This is a genomic window from Streptomyces sp. NPDC058221 (assembly GCF_042882365.1).
In the GTDB taxonomy this organism is placed as follows: Bacteria; Actinomycetota; Actinomycetes; order Streptomycetales; family Streptomycetaceae; genus Streptomyces.
Genome location: NZ_JBHVWF010000028.1, coordinates 50815 through 70721, shown reverse-complemented (window position 1 = coordinate 70721; position 19907 = coordinate 50815). Strand labels below are relative to the sequence as shown.

20 protein-coding genes are annotated in these 19907 nt (G+C 70.6%); 14 read left to right on the top strand and 6 right to left on the bottom strand.

The window, feature by feature from the left end; all coding sequences use genetic code 11:
- Positions 1 to 167 precede the first annotated feature (167 nt).
- The 11 genes from mshD to pstB all read left to right on the top strand — a co-directional run bounded on the left by mshD (position 168) and on the right by pstB (position 11985).
- Positions 168 to 1106 (top strand): mycothiol synthase, encoded by a 939-nt coding sequence (mshD, locus tag ACFVW8_RS12525; RefSeq protein ID WP_389688943.1) that lies wholly within the window; start codon positions 168 to 170, stop codon positions 1104 to 1106.
- Positions 1107 to 1196: 90 nt separating this feature from the next.
- Positions 1197 to 1604, top strand: coding sequence for a GntR family transcriptional regulator (locus ACFVW8_RS12520; protein WP_389688941.1), 408 nt, complete (start codon positions 1197 to 1199; stop codon positions 1602 to 1604).
- On the top strand, positions 1604 to 2506 hold the full coding sequence (locus ACFVW8_RS12515) for an ATP-binding cassette domain-containing protein (protein WP_389688939.1): 903 nt from the start codon (positions 1604 to 1606) through the stop codon (positions 2504 to 2506). Before ACFVW8_RS12520 ends, ACFVW8_RS12515 begins: the two co-directional genes overlap by 1 nt.
- Positions 2503 to 3471 carry a hypothetical protein gene (locus ACFVW8_RS12510; RefSeq protein ID WP_389688937.1) on the top strand — a complete coding sequence of 323 codons (969 nt, stop codon included), beginning with the start codon at positions 2503 to 2505 and terminating at the stop codon, positions 3469 to 3471. Before ACFVW8_RS12515 ends, ACFVW8_RS12510 begins: the two co-directional genes overlap by 4 nt.
- Positions 3472 to 3710: 239 nt before the next feature.
- On the top strand, positions 3711 to 5966 hold the full coding sequence (locus tag ACFVW8_RS12505; RefSeq protein WP_389688935.1) for an RNA degradosome polyphosphate kinase: 2256 nt from the start codon (positions 3711 to 3713) through the stop codon (positions 5964 to 5966).
- Positions 5953 to 6984, top strand: a complete 1032-nt coding sequence (locus ACFVW8_RS12500) for a CHAD domain-containing protein (RefSeq protein WP_389688933.1) — start codon at positions 5953 to 5955, stop codon at positions 6982 to 6984. The genes ACFVW8_RS12505 and ACFVW8_RS12500 overlap by 14 nt, the downstream gene beginning before the upstream one ends.
- The gene (locus ACFVW8_RS12495) at positions 6981 to 7409 is read left to right on the top strand and encodes an NUDIX hydrolase (RefSeq protein ID WP_389688931.1); all 429 of its coding nucleotides are present in this window, start codon (positions 6981 to 6983) and stop codon (positions 7407 to 7409) included. Before ACFVW8_RS12500 ends, ACFVW8_RS12495 begins: the two co-directional genes overlap by 4 nt.
- Positions 7410 to 7813: 404 nt before the next feature.
- Positions 7814 to 8950 (top strand): phosphate ABC transporter substrate-binding protein PstS, encoded by a 1137-nt coding sequence (pstS, locus tag ACFVW8_RS12490; protein ID WP_389688929.1) that lies wholly within the window; start codon positions 7814 to 7816, stop codon positions 8948 to 8950.
- Between the two features lie 162 nt (positions 8951 to 9112).
- On the top strand, positions 9113 to 10105 hold the full coding sequence (gene pstC, locus ACFVW8_RS12485) for a phosphate ABC transporter permease subunit PstC (RefSeq protein ID WP_389688927.1): 993 nt from the start codon (positions 9113 to 9115) through the stop codon (positions 10103 to 10105).
- Positions 10102 to 11184 (top strand): phosphate ABC transporter permease PstA, encoded by a 1083-nt coding sequence (pstA, locus tag ACFVW8_RS12480; RefSeq protein ID WP_389688925.1) that lies wholly within the window; start codon positions 10102 to 10104, stop codon positions 11182 to 11184. The genes pstC and pstA overlap by 4 nt, the downstream gene beginning before the upstream one ends.
- 24 nt (positions 11185 to 11208) lie before the next feature.
- Complete coding sequence (gene pstB, locus ACFVW8_RS12475; RefSeq protein WP_389688897.1) at positions 11209 to 11985, top strand: phosphate ABC transporter ATP-binding protein PstB; 777 nt, start codon at positions 11209 to 11211, stop codon at positions 11983 to 11985.
- A gap of 207 nt (positions 11986 to 12192) precedes the next feature.
- Here pstB and ACFVW8_RS12470 read toward each other — a convergent pair whose 3' ends face one another.
- Positions 12193 to 13191 carry an anion permease gene (locus ACFVW8_RS12470; RefSeq protein ID WP_389688895.1) on the bottom strand — a complete coding sequence of 333 codons (999 nt, stop codon included), beginning with the start codon at positions 13189 to 13191 and terminating at the stop codon, positions 12193 to 12195.
- Positions 13192 to 13196: 5 nt separating this feature from the next.
- Entirely contained in the window at positions 13197 to 13817 is a 621-nt protein-coding gene (locus ACFVW8_RS12465) for a DUF47 domain-containing protein (protein WP_389688893.1), read from the bottom strand.
- Between the two features lie 200 nt (positions 13818 to 14017).
- On the opposite strand from ACFVW8_RS12465, the gene ACFVW8_RS12460 reads away from it, so the two are divergent.
- The gene (locus ACFVW8_RS12460; protein ID WP_389688891.1) at positions 14018 to 14413 is read left to right on the top strand and encodes a metal-sensitive transcriptional regulator; all 396 of its coding nucleotides are present in this window, start codon (positions 14018 to 14020) and stop codon (positions 14411 to 14413) included.
- 115 nt (positions 14414 to 14528) lie between these two features.
- On the opposite strand, the gene ACFVW8_RS12455 is transcribed toward ACFVW8_RS12460, so the two are convergent.
- Together ACFVW8_RS12455 and ACFVW8_RS12450 are read right to left on the bottom strand one after the other, a co-directional pair.
- Positions 14529 to 14741: a hypothetical protein gene (locus tag ACFVW8_RS12455; protein ID WP_389688889.1), complete on the bottom strand. Its 213-nt coding sequence runs from the start codon at positions 14739 to 14741 to the stop codon at positions 14529 to 14531.
- Positions 14742 to 14878: 137 nt separating this feature from the next.
- Positions 14879 to 15781 carry a hypothetical protein gene (locus ACFVW8_RS12450; protein WP_389688887.1) on the bottom strand — a complete coding sequence of 301 codons (903 nt, stop codon included), beginning with the start codon at positions 15779 to 15781 and terminating at the stop codon, positions 14879 to 14881.
- A gap of 132 nt (positions 15782 to 15913) precedes the next feature.
- Between ACFVW8_RS12450 and ACFVW8_RS12445 the strand changes: the two genes are divergently transcribed.
- Positions 15914 to 16099 (top strand): hypothetical protein, encoded by a 186-nt coding sequence (locus ACFVW8_RS12445; protein ID WP_389688885.1) that lies wholly within the window; start codon positions 15914 to 15916, stop codon positions 16097 to 16099.
- Positions 16100 to 16150: 51 nt separating this feature from the next.
- Complete coding sequence (locus ACFVW8_RS12440; RefSeq protein ID WP_389688883.1) at positions 16151 to 17743, top strand: FAD-binding oxidoreductase; 1593 nt, start codon at positions 16151 to 16153, stop codon at positions 17741 to 17743.
- Between the two features lie 100 nt (positions 17744 to 17843).
- Here ACFVW8_RS12440 and ACFVW8_RS12435 read toward each other — a convergent pair whose 3' ends face one another.
- Entirely contained in the window at positions 17844 to 18578 is a 735-nt protein-coding gene (locus ACFVW8_RS12435) for a phosphatase PAP2 family protein (RefSeq protein ID WP_389688881.1), read from the bottom strand.
- Between the two features lie 266 nt (positions 18579 to 18844).
- Positions 18845 to 19837: an NlpC/P60 family protein gene (locus ACFVW8_RS12430; RefSeq protein ID WP_389688879.1), complete on the bottom strand. Its 993-nt coding sequence runs from the start codon at positions 19835 to 19837 to the stop codon at positions 18845 to 18847.
- Between the last annotated feature and the right edge of the window lie 70 nt (positions 19838 to 19907).

Sequence of the window (19907 nt, the reverse complement as noted above, 5' to 3'; positions counted from 1 at the left end):
CGGAGGGACCCCGGACCCCCACCCACCGAGAAACCGCGCACCCCACGGGCAACCCGCACACACCAAGCCCGTCCGGCGCTTGAGGACGGAACCCCGAACCCCAGGACCACGGCAAGGCCAAGGAACCCCCACCGCCGCCCACCCAAGGGCCCCGTACGCTCGTCACCATGACGACTGACGTACCCCTCCCCTCCCCCGGACGCGAGATCCAGACGCTCGACGCCCTCGACCCCGAGCAGGCTGAGGCCGTGTCCGGGCTGCTCGCAGAGGCGGCCGCCTCCGACGGCAGGCAGGCCGTGTCCGAGCAGGGGCGGTTGCAGTTGCGGGGCGGGCACCGGGAAGGTGTGCGGCATTTCCTGCTGACCGCCGGGAACGTGCTCGTCGGGTACGCACAGCTGGAGGACACCGACCCGGTGGAGGCACCGGCTGCCGAGCTGGTCGTGCACCCCTCGCACCGCGGGCACGGGCACGGCCGGGCGCTCGGGGCCGCGCTGCTGGCCGCCTCCGGCAAGCGGCTGCGCGTGTGGGCGCACGGCGGCAGGTCCGCGGCGCGGCATCTCGCCCAGGTGCTCGGCCTCTCGCTCTTCCGCGAACTGCGCCAGCTGCGCCGCCCGTTGAGCCCGATCGGCATCGCGGAGCCGGTACTGCCGCCGGGCGTCACCGTGCGCACGTTCGTCCCCGGTCAGGACGACGCCGCCTGGCTGGCGGTGAACCGCGCCGCCTTCGCCCACCACCCCGAGCAGGGCTCGCTGACCCAGCGCGACCTCGACGACCGCAAGGCCGAGCCCTGGTTCGACCCGAAGGGCTTCTTCCTGGCCGAGCGCGCCACGGACGACGGTGGCGCCGAGCTGATCGGCTTCCACTGGACGAAGGTGCACGCCGACGAGCGGCTCGGCGAGGTGTACGTGGTCGGCATCAGGCCCGACGCCCAGGGCGGCGGCCTGGGCAAGGCGCTCACCGGGATCGGGCTGCGCCACCTCGCCGCCGAGGGCCTGCCCACCGCGATGCTCTACGTCGACGCGGACAACACCGCGGCCGTGGCGGTCTACGAGCGGATGGGCTTCACCACGCACGAGGTGGACCTGATGTACCGCACGGAGTCCTGAGCAGCCACAACACCCCCAGGGGCGGCGTCGTTTGACGTCGCCCCGTTTTTACGCCACCCTTTCACTACTCAATTAGTGAAAGGGGTGAACATGGCCGAGTCCGCAGCGGTCGAGTTCCGCATCGACCGGCGCAGCGGCGTCGCCACGTACCTCCAGATCGTCCAGCAGACGAAGCAGGCCCTGCGGCTGAACCTGCTGGAGCCCGGCGACCGGCTGCCCACCGCACGCGAGGTCGTCGAGGCCACCGCCATCAACCCGAACACCGTGCTCAAGGCATACCGGGAGCTGGAGCGAGAGGGCCTCGTGGAGGCCAGGCGCGGGCTCGGCACCTTCGTCACCCGGACGCTCGGCAGCGCCGCCGCGGCCGACGACGCCCCGCTGCGCGCCGAACTCGCCGACTGGACCCGGCGCGCCCGCACGGCCGGACTGGACAAGGACGACGTGAGCGCGCTCTTCACCGCCGTACTGGACAGCACATTCGAGGGGAACCAGGACTGATGACAGGTGCAGCGATCGAGGTCGACGGCCTCGGGATGAAATACCGTGGCCGGGGCGGCGGCTGGGCACTGCGCGACTGCTCCTTCCGGCTGCCGGCCGGCCGCGTCTGTGCGCTCGTCGGCCCCAACGGAGCCGGGAAGTCCACCCTGCTCGGCCTCGCGGCGGGCTTCCTGCGGCCGGCCGAGGGGACCCTGCGGGTGCTGGGCTCGTCACCGGCCGAGGCGCGCAGCCGGATGTCCTTCGTGGCCCAGGACAAGCCGCTGTACCCGCAGTTGACGGTCGCCGAGACCCTCTGGGCGGGCGCCGAACTCAACCCGCACACCTGGGACCAGGCGGCAGCGGAGCGCATCGCCGAGCCGCTCCCCGGGGACGCGAAGGTACGCACCCTGTCCGGCGGCCGGCGCACCCGGCTCGCGCTGGCTCTCGCCCTCGGCAAGCGTCCCGAACTGCTGCTGCTGGATGAGCCGTTGGCCGACCTCGACCCGCTCGCCCGGCACCAGCTGATGGGCGCCCTCATGGTGGAGGCGGCCGAGCACTCCACCACCATCGTGATGTCCTCCCACATCCTCACCGAGCTGGAGGGCTCCTGCGACTACCTCCTGCTCGTCGACGGCGGCCGGATCCGCCTCGGCGGCGAGTCGGACGACCTGCTCGCCGCGCACACCCTGCTCACCGGTCCGGCTGGGGACCTGGCTCCGCACACCGTCGTCGAGTCCCGCACCACGGGACGGCAGCTGACCGCACTCGTCCGGAAGGAGGGCCCGGTGGACAACTCGGCCTGGGAGAGCACCGAACCGTCCCTGGAGGAGCTGCTGCTGGCGCATCTGCGGTCCCCCGACGCACCCGCGCTGCTCACGCCGAGCGCGGACGCCCGGACCCGTGAGGCGGTGAGCGCGGCATGAGCACCCTCGCTCTGCGCGGCCCCGCCCGCGTCATCGTCCTTCAGCACCGCCGCGTCCTGTGGATCGCGGGGGCGCTCGCGCTCGCCGGGGTCGTTCTGCTGACCGCTTCCGTGTGGTGGAACTCCGGCACGGCAGACACGTACGCGGACACCGGGTGCTCGTACCTGGACACCTCCCCGCGCTGCGTCGCATCGTTCCAGGACATGCTCAGCCACCAGGCGTGGCTCAGGGACGTGCTGCGGTATGCGGGCACCGCCATGATGGTCCTGCCCGCCGCCATCGGCCTGTTCGTCGCCGGTCCGCTGATCGGCCGGGAGCTGGAGAGCGGCACCTACCGGCTGGCCTGGTCCCAGTCCGTCTCCCCCGCACGTTGGCTCCTCGCCAAGCTCACCGTTCCGGCGGCGATCACGGTGGTGGCGGTGCCGGTGCTCTCGGCCGTCTACGCCTGGTGCCGGACCTCCCCCGACACGGACCGCCCGGCCTGGTACGACTGGAGCACGTACGCCGCGTTGGGCACCCTGCCCACGGCATCGGCCCTGCTCGCCATCGCCCTCGGCGCGCTCGCCGCGCTGCTGGTGCGCCGCACGCTCCTCGCCATGGGCGTCACAGCCCTGGCGTACGGGGCGGTGGCACTCACGCTCGGCGCCGTACGCGACAGCCTGTGGGCGGTCAGTACCGTGGTCACGCCGCTGCACGCCACGGGCGGCCAGCCCCGCGATTCCCTGTGGGTCGGCGGAGGCCTGACGGCAGGGGACCAGCGGCTGCCCGGCGACATCTGCGACCAGGGCCCCGTAGCCGACGTGGACCGCTGCCTGGCGGACCACCACGTCACCGGCACCTACGTCGACTACCACCCCGCCTCGCACTTCTGGCCCCTCCAGCTGGTCGGGACGGGCATCGTCCTCGTCCTCACCGCCGTAGCCGTCGCCCTCGCCTTCCGCGTCCTGCGCCGCCGCCACGCCTGAGAGGCGGGCCGTGTCCGGGGGCCGCGCGGACCCCCGGGCACGGCCACACCGCTTCCTGCATGTCATGTCGCCGTTACCGGGCATTCAGACGGCCTTGCGACCCTCTCAAAATGCAGCCAGCTGTGCCGACCCCCCGCAACGGGAGAAATCCCGGCGGAAAGCGCGCCGAGCGTGCGATCTCCGCGATCTCGTCCCCCGCCGACGCGCCCCCTGAGCACTCCGCGCGGAAGAATGGGCCCATGAGCCAGCAGCCCAGCTCCGAGGTCCCGGTCCAGCCCGCCGCTCAGCCTTCCGTCGGCTCCCTCGCCGCACACCGGCCGCATGCCGTCGCCGCCTCCGCATCCGCCGACGCCGCCCTGTCCACCGCGGCCGATCTGGACCCCGACATCGACGCCGACGCCGACGCGTACGAGCCCGATGTCGACGGTGACGAGCTGCCGCAGGGCCGGTTCCTGGACCGGGAACGCAGCTGGCTCGCGTTCAACGAACGCGTTCTGGAAATGGCCGAGGACCCCTCGACCCCCCTCCTCGAACGGGCTAATTTCCTCGCCATCTTCGCCTCGAACCTGGACGAGTTCTTCATGGTCCGGGTGGCCGGCCTGAAACGCCGGATCGCGACGGGTGTCGCCACCCGTTCCGCGTCCGGCCTCCAGCCCCGCGAGGTCCTCGACCTGATCTGGACGCGCTCGCGCGAACTCATGGCCCGGCACGCCGCCTGCTACCAGCAGGACGTCGCCCCCGCCCTGTCCGACGAGGGCATCCAGCTGATCCGCTGGCCCGAGCTGACCGAGAAGGAACAGGCCCGCCTGTTCACCTTCTTCCGCCAGCGCGTCTTCCCCGTGCTCACCCCGCTGGCCGTCGACCCGGCGCACCCCTTCCCGTACATCTCCGGCCTCTCGCTCAACCTCGCCGTCGTCGTGCGCAACCCGGTCAGCGGCCATCGCCACTTCGCCCGGGTCAAGGTGCCGCCGCTGCTGACCCGCTTCCTGGAGGCCTCGCCGCAGCGCTACGTCCCCATCGAGGACGTCATCGCCGCCCACCTCGAAGAGCTCTTCCCCGGCATGGAGGTGCTCGCGCACCACATGTTCCGGGTCACCAGGAACGAGGACCTGGAGGTCGAGGAGGACGACGCGGAGAATCTGCTCCAGGCCCTGGAGAAGGAGCTCATGCGGCGCCGCTTCGGCCCGCCGGTCCGCCTGGAGGTCGAGGAGTCCATCGACCCGTACGTGCTGGACCTGCTGGTCCGCGAGCTGAAGGTGTCCGACGCCGAGGTCTACCCGCTGCCGGGACCGCTCGACCTCACCGGACTGTTCGGCATAGCGTCGCTGGACCGGCCGGAGCTGAAGTTCCCCAAGTTCATCGCCGGCACGCACCGCGACCTCGCCGAGGTCGAGTCCGCCTCGGCGCCCGACATCTTCGCCGCCCTGCGCGAACGCGATGTGCTGCTGCACCACCCGTACGACTCCTTCTCCACCTCCGTGCAGGCCTTCCTGGAGCAGGCGGCGGGCGACCCGGACGTCCTCGCCATCAAGCAGACCCTGTACCGGACCTCGGGCGACTCCCCGATAGTGGACGCTCTCATCGACGCCGCCGAGTCCGGCAAGCAGGTCCTCGTCCTCGTCGAGATCAAGGCCCGCTTCGACGAGCAGGCCAACATCAAGTGGGCGCGCAAGCTGGAGGAGGCGGGCTGCCATGTCGTCTACGGGCTCGTCGGCCTGAAGACGCACTGCAAGCTCTCGCTCGTCGTCCGCCAGGAGGGCGACACACTGCGCCGCTACTCGCACGTCGGCACGGGCAACTACCACCCCAAGACGGCCCGGCTGTACGAGGACCTCGGCCTGCTCACCGCCGACCCGCAGGTCGGCGCCGACCTCTCCGACCTCTTCAACCGGCTCTCCGGCTACTCGCGCCGCGAGACCTACCGGCGCCTGCTGGTCGCCCCGAAGTCACTGCGCGACGGACTGATCGTCCGGATCAACAAGGAGATCGCGCACCAGCGGGCCGGCCGCCCCGCCTACGTACGCGTCAAGGTCAACTCGATGGTCGACGAAGCGATCATCGACGCCTGCTACCGGGCCGCGCAGGCCGGTGTCCCGGTCGACATCTGGGTCCGCGGCATCTGCGCGATCCGCCCCGGCGTCACCGGCCTCTCCGAGAACGTCCGGGTCCGCTCGATACTGGGCCGCTTCCTCGAACACTCCCGGGTGTTCTCGTTCGGCAACGGCGGCGAGCCGGAGGTCTGGTTCGGCAGCGCCGACATGATGCACCGCAACCTCGACCGCCGCATCGAGGCCCTGGTCCGGGTCACCGACCCCGCCCACCGGGCCGCGCTCAGCCGGCTCCTGGAGACGGGCATGGCCGACACCACCTCCTCCTGGCACCTGGGCCCCGACGGGAACTGGACCCGGCACGCCACGGACGCGGACGGCCGGCCGCTGCGGCACGTACAGGAAATGCTCATTGACGCCCGGAGGCGCCGGCGTGCGACGCCCTGACCATCAGACCCAGACGGACGTGACCGCGGGGGCGGTGCTCGCGCCGTATCTCCGGACACAGGCCGCGGACTTCCTGCGGAGTCTGCGCCTGCACCGCGAGAACAGCGCCCCCACGGACGCCGGGCCGCAGGCCGCCGAACAGGCCGCGGTGGCGCTCCGCCGCTCGTCCCGCCGGATCGGCGGCACCCTGCACACCTTCCGCACGGCGCTCGACCCGCTCTGGGCCGAGCAACTGCGTACGGAACTGGCCTGGCTGTCCGGCACGCTCGCCCGCGAGCACGCGTACGCGGACCGGCTGAACCGGCTCCTTGACGCGCTGCACGGGCTGTCGGGGACGCCTCTGCCGGCGGCCCGCGCCGGGAACGGTAACGGCAGCAGCCCGGCCCGCTCCGTCACCGACGCCGCCGCCTCGGCCTCCGCCGCGAAGGAGCGCGCCGGTCTCGGCGTCGGTGCGGCACGCGCCGGGGCGCTGCTGGAACGCCGGCTGACCCTGGCCAGGACCCGCGCCCACTCCGCCGCGCTCCAGGCGCTCGGCTCCTCCCGCTTCCACGCGGTGGCCGACGCGGTCGCGCTGCTCGCATCCGAGGTTCCGCTGGCCGCAGCGGCCGCGGCACCGGCCGCCGAACTGCTGGCCGAGCCCGCGGACCGGGCCGAACAGCGGCTGCTCGGCGCGGTGGCGGCCCTCTCGTCGGACGAGACGGCCGAGCCGTACAACGAGGCGCAGGACGCACCCTGGCACCGGACCCGGCTGCTGCTGCGGCTGCACCGGTACGCCCACGAGGTGCTGCGCGGCGCCCCCGAACCGGCCCTGGCCGGCCCGGGGCACGCCCTCGATCTGCACCGGGACGCGGCGGAGGCGGCCTCGGCCGCGGCCTCGGCGGCCCGCACCCCGCGGATCGCCCCGGCCACCGCGTACGCCCTGGGGGTGCTCCACGCCGACCAGCGCCACGAGGTGGCGGCGGCGCGCGCGGTGTTCCTGGAGACGTGGCCGTACGCGGCTGCCGTGACCGCGCGATGAACGGCACGGTGGTGCGGGCGGCGGGGTGCGTGCTGTGGCGCCGGCCGCCCGCGTCCGCCGTCGGCGCCGCCGCCGGTGTCGAACTCTGTCTCGTGCACAGGCCGCGTTACGACGACTGGTCGTTCCCCAAGGGCAAGCTGAAACGCGGTGAGTCCCCGAGAGACGCGGCCCTGCGCGAGGTCCTGGAGGAGACGGGCCACCACTGCGTGCCGGGCGCCGTGCTCCCGATGGTCCGGTACCTGGCCAACGGGCGCCCGAAGGAGGTCACGTACTGGTCCGCCGAGGCCACGGCGGGCGCCTTCGTCCCGAACGACGAGGTGGACGAGGTGCTGTGGCTCCGCCCTGAGGCCGCCCGCACCCGGCTGACCCACCCCCGCGACCGCGCCCTGCTGGACACGGCCCTCCCCACACTCCCGACGGCGTAGCAGCCACCGAGCCGCCCGGCCGTCCCGGCCCGCCCGGACATCCCAGCCCGTCCGGACATCCCGGCCCGCCCGGACATCCCAGCCCGTCCGGCGTTTGAGGACGGAACCCCCTGCCCGGGACCCGGGCCGCCCCCACGTGAGCGCGCGCCCCGGACGGCACCCCACCCCGCCGCCCCACCCGCGGCCCGGAACCAGGCCGCCCCGCACGGTTCACCCTCCGTTCACCCACCCCCGCAAACCACGTCACCTGTTCTGCCTAATTTCGGCAGTACACGGTGCGCGGCGAACCACCGCATCACCCGGGAAACCCCCGCACCGGCCAAGACTTCCGCACCACAACACCACCTCGCACGCCGTCGTAGAACGAAAACAACCTCGGCGGCTCCTGGAAGGAACACCCGAAAGTGAAGCTTCAGCGCAAGAACCGGCTTCGTGCCACCGCGCTCGGTGCCCTCGCCGTCTCCGGCGCCCTGGTCCTCACGGCGTGCGGTTCGGACAACAACAGCGGCGGCGACACCGGCGGCAGCGGCGGCGAGACGAAGGCCGCGTCGAACGTCAAGTGCGACGGCGCGAAGGGCCAGCTGCGCGCCTCCGGCTCCAGCGCCCAGAAGAACGCCATGGACCTGTGGGTCAAGGACTACATGGCCGCCTGCTCCGGCGTGGAGATCAACTACAACTCCTCCTCGTCCGGCGAGGGCATCGTCGCCTTCAACCAGGGCACCGTCGGCTTCGCCGGCTCCGACTCGGCGCTGAAGCCCGAGGAGGTCGCCGACTCGAAGAAGATCTGCAAGACCGGACAGGGCATCAACCTCCCGATGGTCGGCGGCCCGATCGCGGTCGGCTTCCACCTCGAAGGCGTCGACAGCCTGACGCTGGACGCCCCCACCCTCGCCAAGATCTTCGACACGAAGATCAAGAAGTGGAACGACGAGGCGATCGCCAAGCTCAACCCCGGCGCCAAGCTCCCGGACAAGGCGATCCAGCCCTTCCACCGCTCCGAGGACTCCGGCACCACGCAGAACCTCGGCAAGTACCTGGCCGCAACGGCCCCGAGCGACTGGAAGTACGAGGCCGAGAAGAAGTGGCCGGCCCCCGGTGGCCAGGCCGCGTCCGGCTCCTCCGGTGTCGCCACCCAGGTGAAGGCCGTCGACGGCTCGATCGGCTACTTCGAGCTCTCGTACGCCGCCTCGCAGAAGATCACCACGGTCGACATCAACACCGGCGGCGCCGCCCCGGTCAAGGCCTCCTCCGAGAACGCCTCCAAGGCCATCGCCGCCGCCAAGATCAAGGGCACCGGCAAGGACCTGGCGCTCGACCTCGACTACACCACCAAGGCCGAGGGCGCCTACCCGCTGGTCCTGGTGACGTACGAGGTCGTCTGCGACACCGGCAACAAGGCCGACACCCTCGGCACCGTCAAGTCCTTCCTGACCTACACCGCCTCCGCGGAGGGCCAGAAGCTCCTGACCGAGGCCGGCTACGCCCCGATCCCCGAGGCGATCAACACCAAGGTCCGCGAGACGGTCTCCTCCCTCTCGTAACCCGAACCCCGCACGACGCAGAGCAGACGCAGACGCAGACGCAGAAACACAGCAACAGGCGGCCGGTCCGGTTCATCTCAACGGACCGGCCGGCCCCCACCACCCCATCCGGTGCACCGCCGCCAGGGGAGCCCCCGCTCCCCCACACAGACCGGAAAGACCATGGCTTCCACCACACAGACGCAGACACCACCGGCCCGGCCGGGCGGGCGCGCCCGCAGCAGGCCGACCGGTCGCCTCGGCGACAAGATATTCCTGGGCCTGTCACAGGGCTCGGGCATCCTGCTGCTCGTGATCATGGCGTCGATCGCCGTGTTCCTCAGCTACCGCGCCGCCCTCGCCATCTCGAAGGACGAAGGCAACTTCTTCACCACCTTCGACTGGAACCCGGCAGGCAGCCCTCCCGTCTTCGGCATCGCGGTCCTGCTGTTCGGGACCGTCGTCAGCTCGATCATCGCGATGGTCATCGCGGTTCCGGTCGCTGTCGGCATCGCCCTCTTCATCTCGCACTACGCACCGCGCAGACTCGCGGCCCCGATCGCGTACGTCGTCGATCTGCTCGCCGCGGTGCCCAGCATCGTCTACGGCATCTGGGGCGCACTCGTCCTCGTGCCGTACCTCGAAGGCCTCAACCTCTGGCTCGACCAGTTCTTCGGCTGGACGTACATCTTCGAGAAGACCGAGATCGGCGTCGCCCGCTCGCTCTTCACCGTCGGCATCCTGCTCGCGATCATGATCCTGCCGATCGTGACCAGCGTCAGCCGCGAGGTCTTCCTCCAGGTCCCGAAGATGAACGAGGAAGCCGCACTCGCACTCGGCGCCACCCGCTGGGAGGTCATCCGCCTCTCCGTGCTGCCGTTCGGCCGCTCCGGCGTGATCTCCGCCTCGATGCTCGGCCTGGGACGCGCGCTCGGCGAGACGATGGCCGTCGCCACGGTCCTGTCGCCGAGCTTCCTGATCTCGCTGCACGTGCTCAACCCGGGCGGCGGGACGTTCGCCCAGAACATCGCCGCGAAGTTCGGCGAGGCCGACGCGTTCGGGCGGGATGCCCTGATCGCCTCCGGCCTGGTCCTCTTCGTTCTCACCCTGCTGGTCAACGGCGCCGCGCGGCTCATCATCGCCCGCCGCAAGGAGTATTCGGGGGCCAACGCATGAGCCACGCATCCACCACCGTCCAGGACCGCCCGACGCCGCTGCCGCCCGCACCGGGCAACAGCCTCAGCAGCCGTACGCTCCCGCGCCTGGCCCCGCTCGGCTTCGCCGTCGTGTCGATCGCCCTCGGCGTCGGCATCGGCGCGGCCGCCGGCTGGCACAGCCGCGTCCAGTGGGGCCTGATCGCCGCGCTGCTCTTCCTGGTGATCTCGTACGTCGCGACCAGCGTCGTGGAGAACCGGCGGCAGGCCAAGGACCGCCTCGCCACCAGTCTCGTGTGGGTGTGCTTCCTGATCGCGATCGTGCCGCTGGCCTCGCTGCTCTGGACGACCGTCAGCCGCGGCTCGGGCCGCCTGGACATCTACTTCCTGACCCACTCGATGGCCGGCGTCCTCGGGTCCGAGGACAGCGGCGGTGTCTACCACGCGCTGATCGGCACGCTGGAGCAGGTCGGCATCGCCACGGTGATCTCCGCCCCGCTCGGCCTGCTCACCGCGGTCTACCTGGTGGAGTACGGCAAGGGGCCGCTCGCCAGGGCCGTCACCTTCTTCGTCGACGTGATGACGGGTATCCCGTCCATCGTGGCCGGCCTGTTCATCCTCTCGATCATGCTGATCGCAGGCCTCGAACCCTCCGGTCTGATGGGCGCACTGGCCCTGACGATCCTGATGATCCCGGTCGTGGTCCGCTCCACCGAGGAGATGCTGAAGCTCGTACCGAACGAGCTCCGCGAGGCGTCCCTGGCCCTCGGCATCCCGAAGTGGCGCACCATCCTGAAGGTGGTCCTGCCGACCGCGATCGGCGGCATCGCCACCGGCGTCATGCTCGCCATCGCCCGTATCGCCGGCGAGACCGCACCGATCATCCTGCTGGTCTTCGGCAGTCAGCTGATCAACCCGAACCCCTTCGAAGGCGCCCAGTCCTCACTGCCGTTCTACATCTACGAGCAGTACAAGATCGGCGAGACCGCGTCGTACGACCGCGCCTGGGCCGCCGCCCTGGTCCTGATCGCCTTCGTCATGATCCTCAATCTGGTGGCCCGCGGCATCGCCCGCTGGAAGGCCCCGAAGACCGGCCGCTGAGGCCAGCAGAAAGCAGTGATTCAGATGGCCAAGCGCATCGACATCAGTGGCCTCTCGGCCTACTACGGCGCCCACAAGGCGATCGACGACATCTCGATGACCGTGGAACCCCGCTCGGTGACCGCCTTCATCGGCCCGTCCGGCTGCGGCAAGTCCACCTTCCTGCGCACCCTGAACCGGATGCACGAGGTCACCCCCGGCGGCCGCGTCGAGGGCAAGGTGCTGCTGGACGACGAGAACCTGTACGGCTCCGGCGTCGACCCCGTCACCGTGCGCCGCACGGTCGGCATGGTCTTCCAGCGCCCGAACCCGTTCCCGACCATGTCGATCTTCGACAACGTCGCGGCGGGCCTGCGGCTGAACGGCAAGTACCGCAAGAGCGCCCTCAACGACATCGTGGAGAAGTCGCTGCGCGGTGCGAACCTCTGGAACGAGGTCAAGGACCGGCTGAACAAGCCCGGATCCGGCCTCTCCGGCGGTCAGCAGCAGCGTCTGTGCATCGCCCGCGCGATCGCGGTCGAGCCGGACGTCCTGCTGATGGACGAGCCGTGCTCCGCCCTCGACCCGATCTCGACCCTCGCCATCGAGGATCTGATCGGTGAGCTGAAGGAGCGCTTCACGATCGTCATCGTGACGCACAACATGCAGCAGGCGGCCCGGGTCTCGGACCGCACGGCGTTCTTCAACCTCGCGGCGGTCGGCATGCCCGGCAAGCTCGTGGAGATAGACGAGACCGAACGCATCTTCTCCAACCCGTCGGTCCAGGCCACGGAGGACTACATCTCCGGCCGCTTCGGCTGACCGTCCCGGACGGCCTTGGGGTGCTGCATGGCGGTGCCACCACAAGGCAAAGGGTCCGCCCCGCTCTCCGGAAGGAGAGCGGGGCGGACCCACATCAAGAAGATCAGGCCGAATCGAGCGCGTCGGGCGATCGAGGACATCTCTCAACCCGTCCGGCGATCGAGGACAAAGCGCCCGCCGGGCGCACCCGGCACCCCACGACCACCGTCACCCGAACAGCAGGACGACAATCCCGTAGCTCGCGGCAGCGACCAGCGCCGCGGCCGGCATGGTGATGAACCACCCCAGGATGATGTTCTTCGCGACGCCCCACCGCACCGCGTTCACCCGCTTCGTGGCACCCACACCCATGATCGCCGAGGTGATCACATGCGTCGTCGAGATCGGCGCGTGGAACAGGAACGCCGAGCCGAACATGATCGAGGCGCCCGTCGTCTCCGCGGCGAACCCCTGCGGCGGGTCCAGCTCGATGATCTTCCGGCCGAGCGTCCGCATGATGCGCCAGCCACCGGCGTACGTACCCAGCGACAGCATCAGCGCACAGACGAGCTTGACCCAGACCGGGATCGGGTCGCTGTACGTCTCGTGGCCGGAGATGACCAGGGCCATCACCACGATGCCCATCGTCTTCTGCGCGTCCTGCAGACCGTGCCCGAGCGCCATGCCCGCGGCCGAGACCGTCTGCGCGATCCGGAAACCGCGCTTGGCCTTGTGCGGGTTGGACTTCCGGAACATCCACATGATGGCGACCATCACCAGATAGCCGACCACCAGGCCGATCACCGGCGAGATGAACATCGGGATGACGACCTTGTCGAGCACGCCCATCCAGTGCACCAGCGTCCCGCCCGCGAGCGCCGCACCGACCATGCCGCCGAACAGGGCATGGGAGGACGACGAGGGCAGCCCGAAGTACCAGGTGATCAGGTTCCAGATGATCGCGCCGACGAGCGCGGCGAAGAGGATTCCCATCCCTTTGTCGCCCACGGGCGTCGCGATCAGGCCCTCGCTGACGGTCTTGGCGACCCCGCTGCCGAGGAACGCGCCGGCGAGGTTCATCACCGCCGCCATGGCCAGTGCCGCACGCGGGGTCAGCGCCCGGGTGGAGACCGAGGTGGCGATGGCGTTCGCCGAGTCGTGGAAGCCGTTCGTGTACGTGAAGCCGAGCGCGACGCCGATGGTCACGATCAGTACAAAGGTGTCCACGTGGTTCAGGACTCCTTGACCGCGATGGTCTCCACCGTGTTCGCGACGTGCTCGAACGCGTCGGCAGCCTCTTCCAGCACATCCACGATCTGCTTCAGCTTCAGCACCTCTATGGCGTCGTACTTGCCGTTGAAGAGCTGGGCGAGCAGCTTGCGGTGGATCTGGTCGGCCTGGTTCTCCAGCCGGTTGACCTCGATCCAGAACTCGGTGAGGTTGTCCATGCTCCGCAGATTCGGCATGGCCGCGGCGGTCAGTTCCGCCGCCCGTGCCAGAACCTCGACCTGCTGCTCGACACCCTTGGGGAGCTCGTCGATCTGGTACAGCACGACCAGGTCGACGGCCTCCTCCATGAAGTCCATGATGTCGTCGAGCTGCGAGGCGAGATTGTAAATGTCCTCGCGGTCGAACGGCGTAATGAAGGAGGAGTTCAGCTGGTGGAAGATCGCGTGGGTGGCATCATCCCCCGCGTGCTCCGCTGCCCGCATACGCTCCGCGATCTCGACTCGGGAGGCAGAATCCGCCCCGAGCAGTTCCATCAGGAGTTTCGAGCCCGTGACGATGTTGTCCGCAGATGCGGAGAACATGTCGTAGAAGCTCGTCTCCCTGGGGGTCAGACGAAAGCGCACGTGGGGTCCTCGGGATGCTTTGGATTCGGTCAGGCTGATGCTAGGCGCATCATCCGGCCACGGCTAACCGGCATTCTTCAGTGTCGCGCATCAGGCACAGTGATCAGCACGGGGCCCCGGTCACGTTTCAGCTGAATTCGTTAGGATATACCCACCAGGGGTATATAAACGGCAGGGTAAAGGGAAAACGGGAGGCAGCAATGACCACCACCGAGGCCACCGGAGCGGACCGGCCGCCGGGCATCGCGGACGCCGCGACCCCGGCGGACGCCACGGCTCCCGCGGACGCGATCGTCACCGACCACGACCGGGGAATACACGGCTACCACCATCAGAAGGCGGAGCACCTCAAGCGCCTGCGCCGTATCGAGGGCCAGATCCGCGGCCTGCAGCGCATGGTCGACGAGGACGTCTACTGCATCGACATACTCACCCAGGTGTCGGCCTCCACCAAGGCGCTCCAGTCCTTCGCACTCCAGCTGCTGGAGGAGCACCTGCGCCACTGCGTCGCCGATGCTGCGGTCAAGGGCGGCGAGGAGATCGACGCGAAGGTCGAGGAGGCCACCAAGGCCATCGCCCGGCTGCTGCGCACCTGAGCCCGGTCACCCGCACCGCCATCGCGTGCGCCTGTGCTGCTGCTGCCGCCGCCGAGTCGGAGGTCTCACGACTGACGCGCCGCAGGGCGCCGCGCCCCCTGCCGCCCCGCGCCCGTCACCCCCGGCGGTCTCCCTGCCGGGGGACGGTGGTGCGTTCGGTGATTGTGACCCGCTCCGTGATCACCTTGACGTCGAGCACCTCGTCGATACGGTCCGGACTGAGCCGTTCACCGATCGCCGCCGAGGCCGCGATCATCAGCTCCCCGCACAGCTCGATCTCGGCGAGTGCCACATGGTCCGATACGGTCCGTGCGCTGAGCGTCACCACGTCACTCACCTCTCACTGCCGTCGCCGACTTCCTAGGGTAGGGAGCGCACCACACACCGCGCATGGCACGGACGGACCATTTCGCCTCAGCCAGATGCCTAGGACGCCCGGCCCGGGGACCGGCCCGTCCGCCGCGGTCACGTCCGCCGCCCCTGGTCGATCTCACCGGTGTAGATATCGCGTTCGGCCGGCATCGGTACGGAGACCCGCACCCCGAACCCGTACAGCAGCGTCGTCGACACCACCTCGACCGGGGGCCCCTCGTTGGCGAAGCTGAACCGGTGCCGCACCTTGCGCAGCCGCCCCTCCTCGTCCAGATAGGCGTCGAACGGCACCGTGTCCGTGCTGAACCCCTTCGCCGCCGCCATCAGCGCACCCCGTGACGGAGCCGACGCCTGCCGCGCGGCCCGCCCGATGTCCGTGGTCCCCCGGTAGTGCCGCACCGTCACCCCGGCAAGGTCGCTCTCGCCCACGTACGTCACCGCACGCGCCCCGCGCAGCAGTTCGGCCGCGGCCATCGGATCGGTCACCCCACCGGTCACCAGATTGCCGTCCGCCAGGGCCGTCGTGTCGATCCTGACCCATTTGTCCTTGGGGACGCCCGCGCCGCGGTTCATCATGTAGAGCGCACCGGGGGCCAGCAGTTCCGTGATCGGCAGGTGCTCCTCCTCGCCCGCGGGGTCCTGCGGCAGCACGACCCTGAGCCGCCCGGACTGGGCGTGGAAGTCGTACGTCCCCTTGCCCCTGATCGTCACCCGGGTCCCGCCCGCGGCCGTCTCCATCGACGTACTCACCTCGGCGGTCCCGGCCCCGGCCCCGTTCCCCCGGGCCGAGGGCGAGGCGCTGCCGGACCCCGTCCCGGAGAGCACGCCCGCCGCCCGCCGCACCGTCTCGACGGCCCCGACGCCGGAACGGTCGTCGGCCGAGGCCCGGTCGCCGCCACCACCCGAGCACCCGGCGGCCGCCGCCATCACGCCCATCGCGGCGAGGGCGCACACAGCGCGCGCCCCGCCTCCGGATCTGTGCTGCTGCACCACCATCGCCTGCCAACCCCCAAAGCCGTACCGCTTGCCCGAGCCCCCCACCCGTTCCGATAACGACGGCCCCTGTCCCCCGTAACGCCGCTCACCCGCCCCTCACCGCCGGACGGCCCCGCCCAGTACCGTGGACGCGTGTATGACCAACACACCGCCGAGGTCCCGCCGGCCGTCCCGCCGGCCCGGTCCGCCCACGAACCCACCACCGTCGAGCGCGGCTCGTTCTGCACGGCCCGCTGCTCCTGCGGCTGGTCCGGACCGGCCCGCAGATCCCGCGACCGGGCCCGCGCAGACGCCGAGGCCCACCGCGCAGCGTCCTGACCGGCCGCCGCCCCTTCCCCACGAGGACCGTTCCCCCACCCCGGAGGCCCGATGACCCTGCCGAACCGGCGCACCGTCCTGACCGCGGGCGCCGCAGCCGTACTCACCGGCGTCACCGCCACCGCCTGCGACGACACCGGATCCGGCACGCCCACCGGCGGCTCCACCCCGGCCACGGCGACGGCCTCCGGCACCTCCGCGGCCCCGTCGGGCAGCGCGACCTCCGGCCCGGCCGACTGGCCGGCGCTGGCCAAGAGCCTCGACGGGTCCCTCATACGTCCCGACGACGCGGCCTACCCGACCGCGCGTCAGCTCTACAACACCCGTTACGACGGCCAGAAGCCGGCCGCGGTCGCCTACGTCAGGCACGAGGACGACATCCGGGAGTGCCTGGCCTTCGCCCGGCGCAGCTCCACGCCCGTCGCGATCCGCAGCGGCGGGCACTCCTACGCCGGCTGGTCGAGCGGCGACGGCCGGCTCGTCATTGACGTCTCGTCACTGTCCCGCGTCGACAAGGACGGCACGATCGGCGCGGGGGCCCGGCTCCTGGACGTCTACCAGGGCCTCGCCGCCCACGGTCAGACGATCCCCGGCGGCTCCTGCCCCACGGTCGCCATCTCCGGCCTGACCCTCGGCGGCGGCCACGGCGTCGCCGCCCGCGCGTACGGCCTGACCTGCGACAGCCTCACCGCCGCGACGATCGTCACCGCCGACGGCAAGACCGTCACCGCCGACGCCAAACACCACCCGGACCTCTTCTGGGCGCTGCGCGGCGCGGGCAACGGCAACTTCGGCGTCGTCACCGAACTCCGCTTCCGCACCCGCCCCGCGCCGCGGACCGTCACCGCGTACATGTCCTGGCCGTGGTCGCGCGCCCGGTCCGTCATCACGGCCTGGCAGGAGTGGGGCCCCGACCAGCCGGACGAGATCTGGTCCTCCGCACACATCGCGGCGGGCCCCGGCGGCGGCAACCCGACGGTCTCCGTCTCGGCATTCAGCCTCGGCACGTACGGCGATCTGCAGAACGCCGTCGACCGCCTCGCCGACAAGATCGGCGCCCCCGCCTCCTCGGTCTCGCTGCGCCGCCGCAGCTACCAGGAGGCGATGCTCGTGTACGCGGGCTGCTCGGGCATCACCGACGCCCAGTGCCATCTGCCGGGCACCACACCCGGCCGCACCTCGCAGGGCACGCTCCAGCGCGAGACGTACGCGGCCGCGTCCGACTTCTACGACCACTCGCTGCCCCCGGCCGGCGTCCAGGCCCTGCTCGACCGGACCGAGGCCTTCACCCGACTCGGCACGGACGGGGGCGGCGGCGGATCGATCGCGCTCACCGCGCTCGGCGGAGCCATCAACCGGGTCGACCCGCAGGCCACGGCGTTCGTCCACCGGCGCTCCAGGGTGCTCGCCCAGTACATCGGCGCCTGGCGCCCCGGCACCTCGGGCAGCGCACAACAGAACTGGCTGAAAGACACCCATTCCGCGCTGCGCCGTTACGCATCCGGGGCGGCGTACCAGAACTACGTCGACCCGAAACTGACGGACTGGCGGGACGCCTACTACGGCGAGGCGGCCGGCCGCCTCGCCGAGGTGAAGAAGCAGTACGACCCGGACGCGTTCTTCACGTTCCCGCAGTCGCTCTGAGAACGACCGCCCGCCGGGGTGTGAGGCGGGGGGCGGGCGGTGCGACCGGCGAACACCGGCTGCGCCACCGCCGCCCAGGGCTTCTCAGGGCCCCACGCTCTTACGCCGCGAGGCCTTTCTCGCCCTCCGAGCCGCCGCCCGAACCGGGCCGCGGCTCGGGAATCCCGCGCGCCTCGCCCCGGTCTCCGTCCCCTGCCGCCGACAGCGGCCGACGCGACCGCACGAGCCGGCCCAGCCGGGGAGAGCGTGCGACGGCACCCACCAGGGGCGTCAGCAGCATCATCGCGAGCGGAGCGAGGAGCAGCGCGGCAGCCGTACCGAGAGCGAAGCCGCCGATGACGTCCGTCGGGTAGTGAACGCCCATGTAGATCCGGCAGAAACCCTCCAGCAGCGCGAGCGCGATCGCCGCGATGCCGAACTTCCGGTTCGCCACGAAGAGCCCCACGCCGAGGGCCATCGCCATCGTGGCGTGGTCACTGACGAACGAGAAGTCGTTCTTCCCGTCCACCAGGACATCGAGCCCCTGGTGGTCCTTGAACGGCCGCGGCCGTTCGACGAATCCGCGGATCGGGATATTGATCAGCAACGCGATCCCGGCCGCGAGCGGCGCCCAGACGAGCCCGGCGACGCCGGTCACCGAGTCCTCGGCCGTGCCGCGCCGGCGGACACTCCACCAGCACCACAGGACCACCAGGACCATGCCGAGCATGATCCCGTACTCGCCGATGAACTCCATGACCCGGTCGAACCACGTGGGAGCTGACCTGGCGAGCCCGTTGATGTCGTAGAGCAGGCCGACATCGGGGTTCGACCCATCCATTGCGAGTCCAGCCATCTGCCGCGGCCCCTTGCCTTGTCTGCTGCTTCTGCGGCACACGCCCATGTGCACCGCTTTGACGAACCCCCGTGTTCGGTTCGATCACGTACGTGGGACGACGCTCGGTCAGTGGCTGCGGCCCCGGTCCAACCAGAGAACGACGCGCTCCGTGCGTACGTTCCACTCTCCACCGAATGATCACCATGACGTTATCGAAGAGTGACTCATCGTCGCAGCTCAGGGCCCAGGCTTCACAGAGAGTTCCGGCCACGGCCGCCCGCAGGTCAGGCTGCCGGCTGCGCGGTCGGGAGGGCCGCGGCACCGTCCTTGGTGACGCGTGTCGCACCGAAGTAGTCGGGCGTGTCGATCTTGTCGAACCGGATGACGGCACCGGTGTACGGGGCGTTGATCATGTACCCGCCGCCAACGTACAGGCCGACGTGGTGGATGGCCCGCGAGTTGTTCAGGTCGTCGGAGAAGAACACCAGGTCACCGGGGAGGAGCTCGTCACGTGAGGGATGCGGTCCGGCGTTGTACTGGTCGTTCGCCACCCGCGGCAGCTCGATGTCCACCGTCCGGTACGCGGCCTGCGTCAGCCCCGAACAGTCGAACCGCCCGCCCTGCTCCGCCGTGCCGTTGCCGCCCCACAGGTACGGGGTGCCGAGCTTCTTCTGCGCGTAGTAGATCGCCCCTGCCGCCTGCTGCGAAGGCTGCACCCGCCCGACGGGCCGGGCGAAGCTCTCCTCCAGGGAACGGATGATCTTGACGTAGTTCTGCGTCTCCGAGATGCCCGGGACGCCGCCCGACTTGATCACCCGGTACGCGCCGGCGTTGTAGGCCGCCAGCATGTTGTCCGTCTGATCCCCCGGCACCTTCTTCACGTATCCGGCGAGTTCACAGTCGTACGACGCGGCGGAGGGAATCGCGTCGGCCGGATCCCAGACATCCCGGTCACCGTCGTTGTCCCCGTCGATCCCGTGCCCGGCCCAGGTCCCGGGGATGAACTGCGCGATGCCCTGCGCGGCGGCCGGACTCTCGGCCCTGGGGTTCCAGCCGCTCTCCTGGTACAGCTGTGCGGCCAGGAGTGCGGGGTTGAGGGCCGGACAGAGGTTGCCCCACTTCTCGACCAACGGCTGGTACTTGGCCGGCACGGCCCCCTTGGCCAGCCCAACGGCCCCACCGGCGCCGCCCCCCAGGCCGGCGGCGGCGGAGTACGTACCGACGATGAGCAGCGCCACGAAGCACATGGCGGCCCCGACGCCGATCCCACCTGCCATCCAGAATTTCCGCACCCATCAACCATCCCCCATCGGGGACGGGTTCATGGGCGGTTTCGACGGTGTGTAC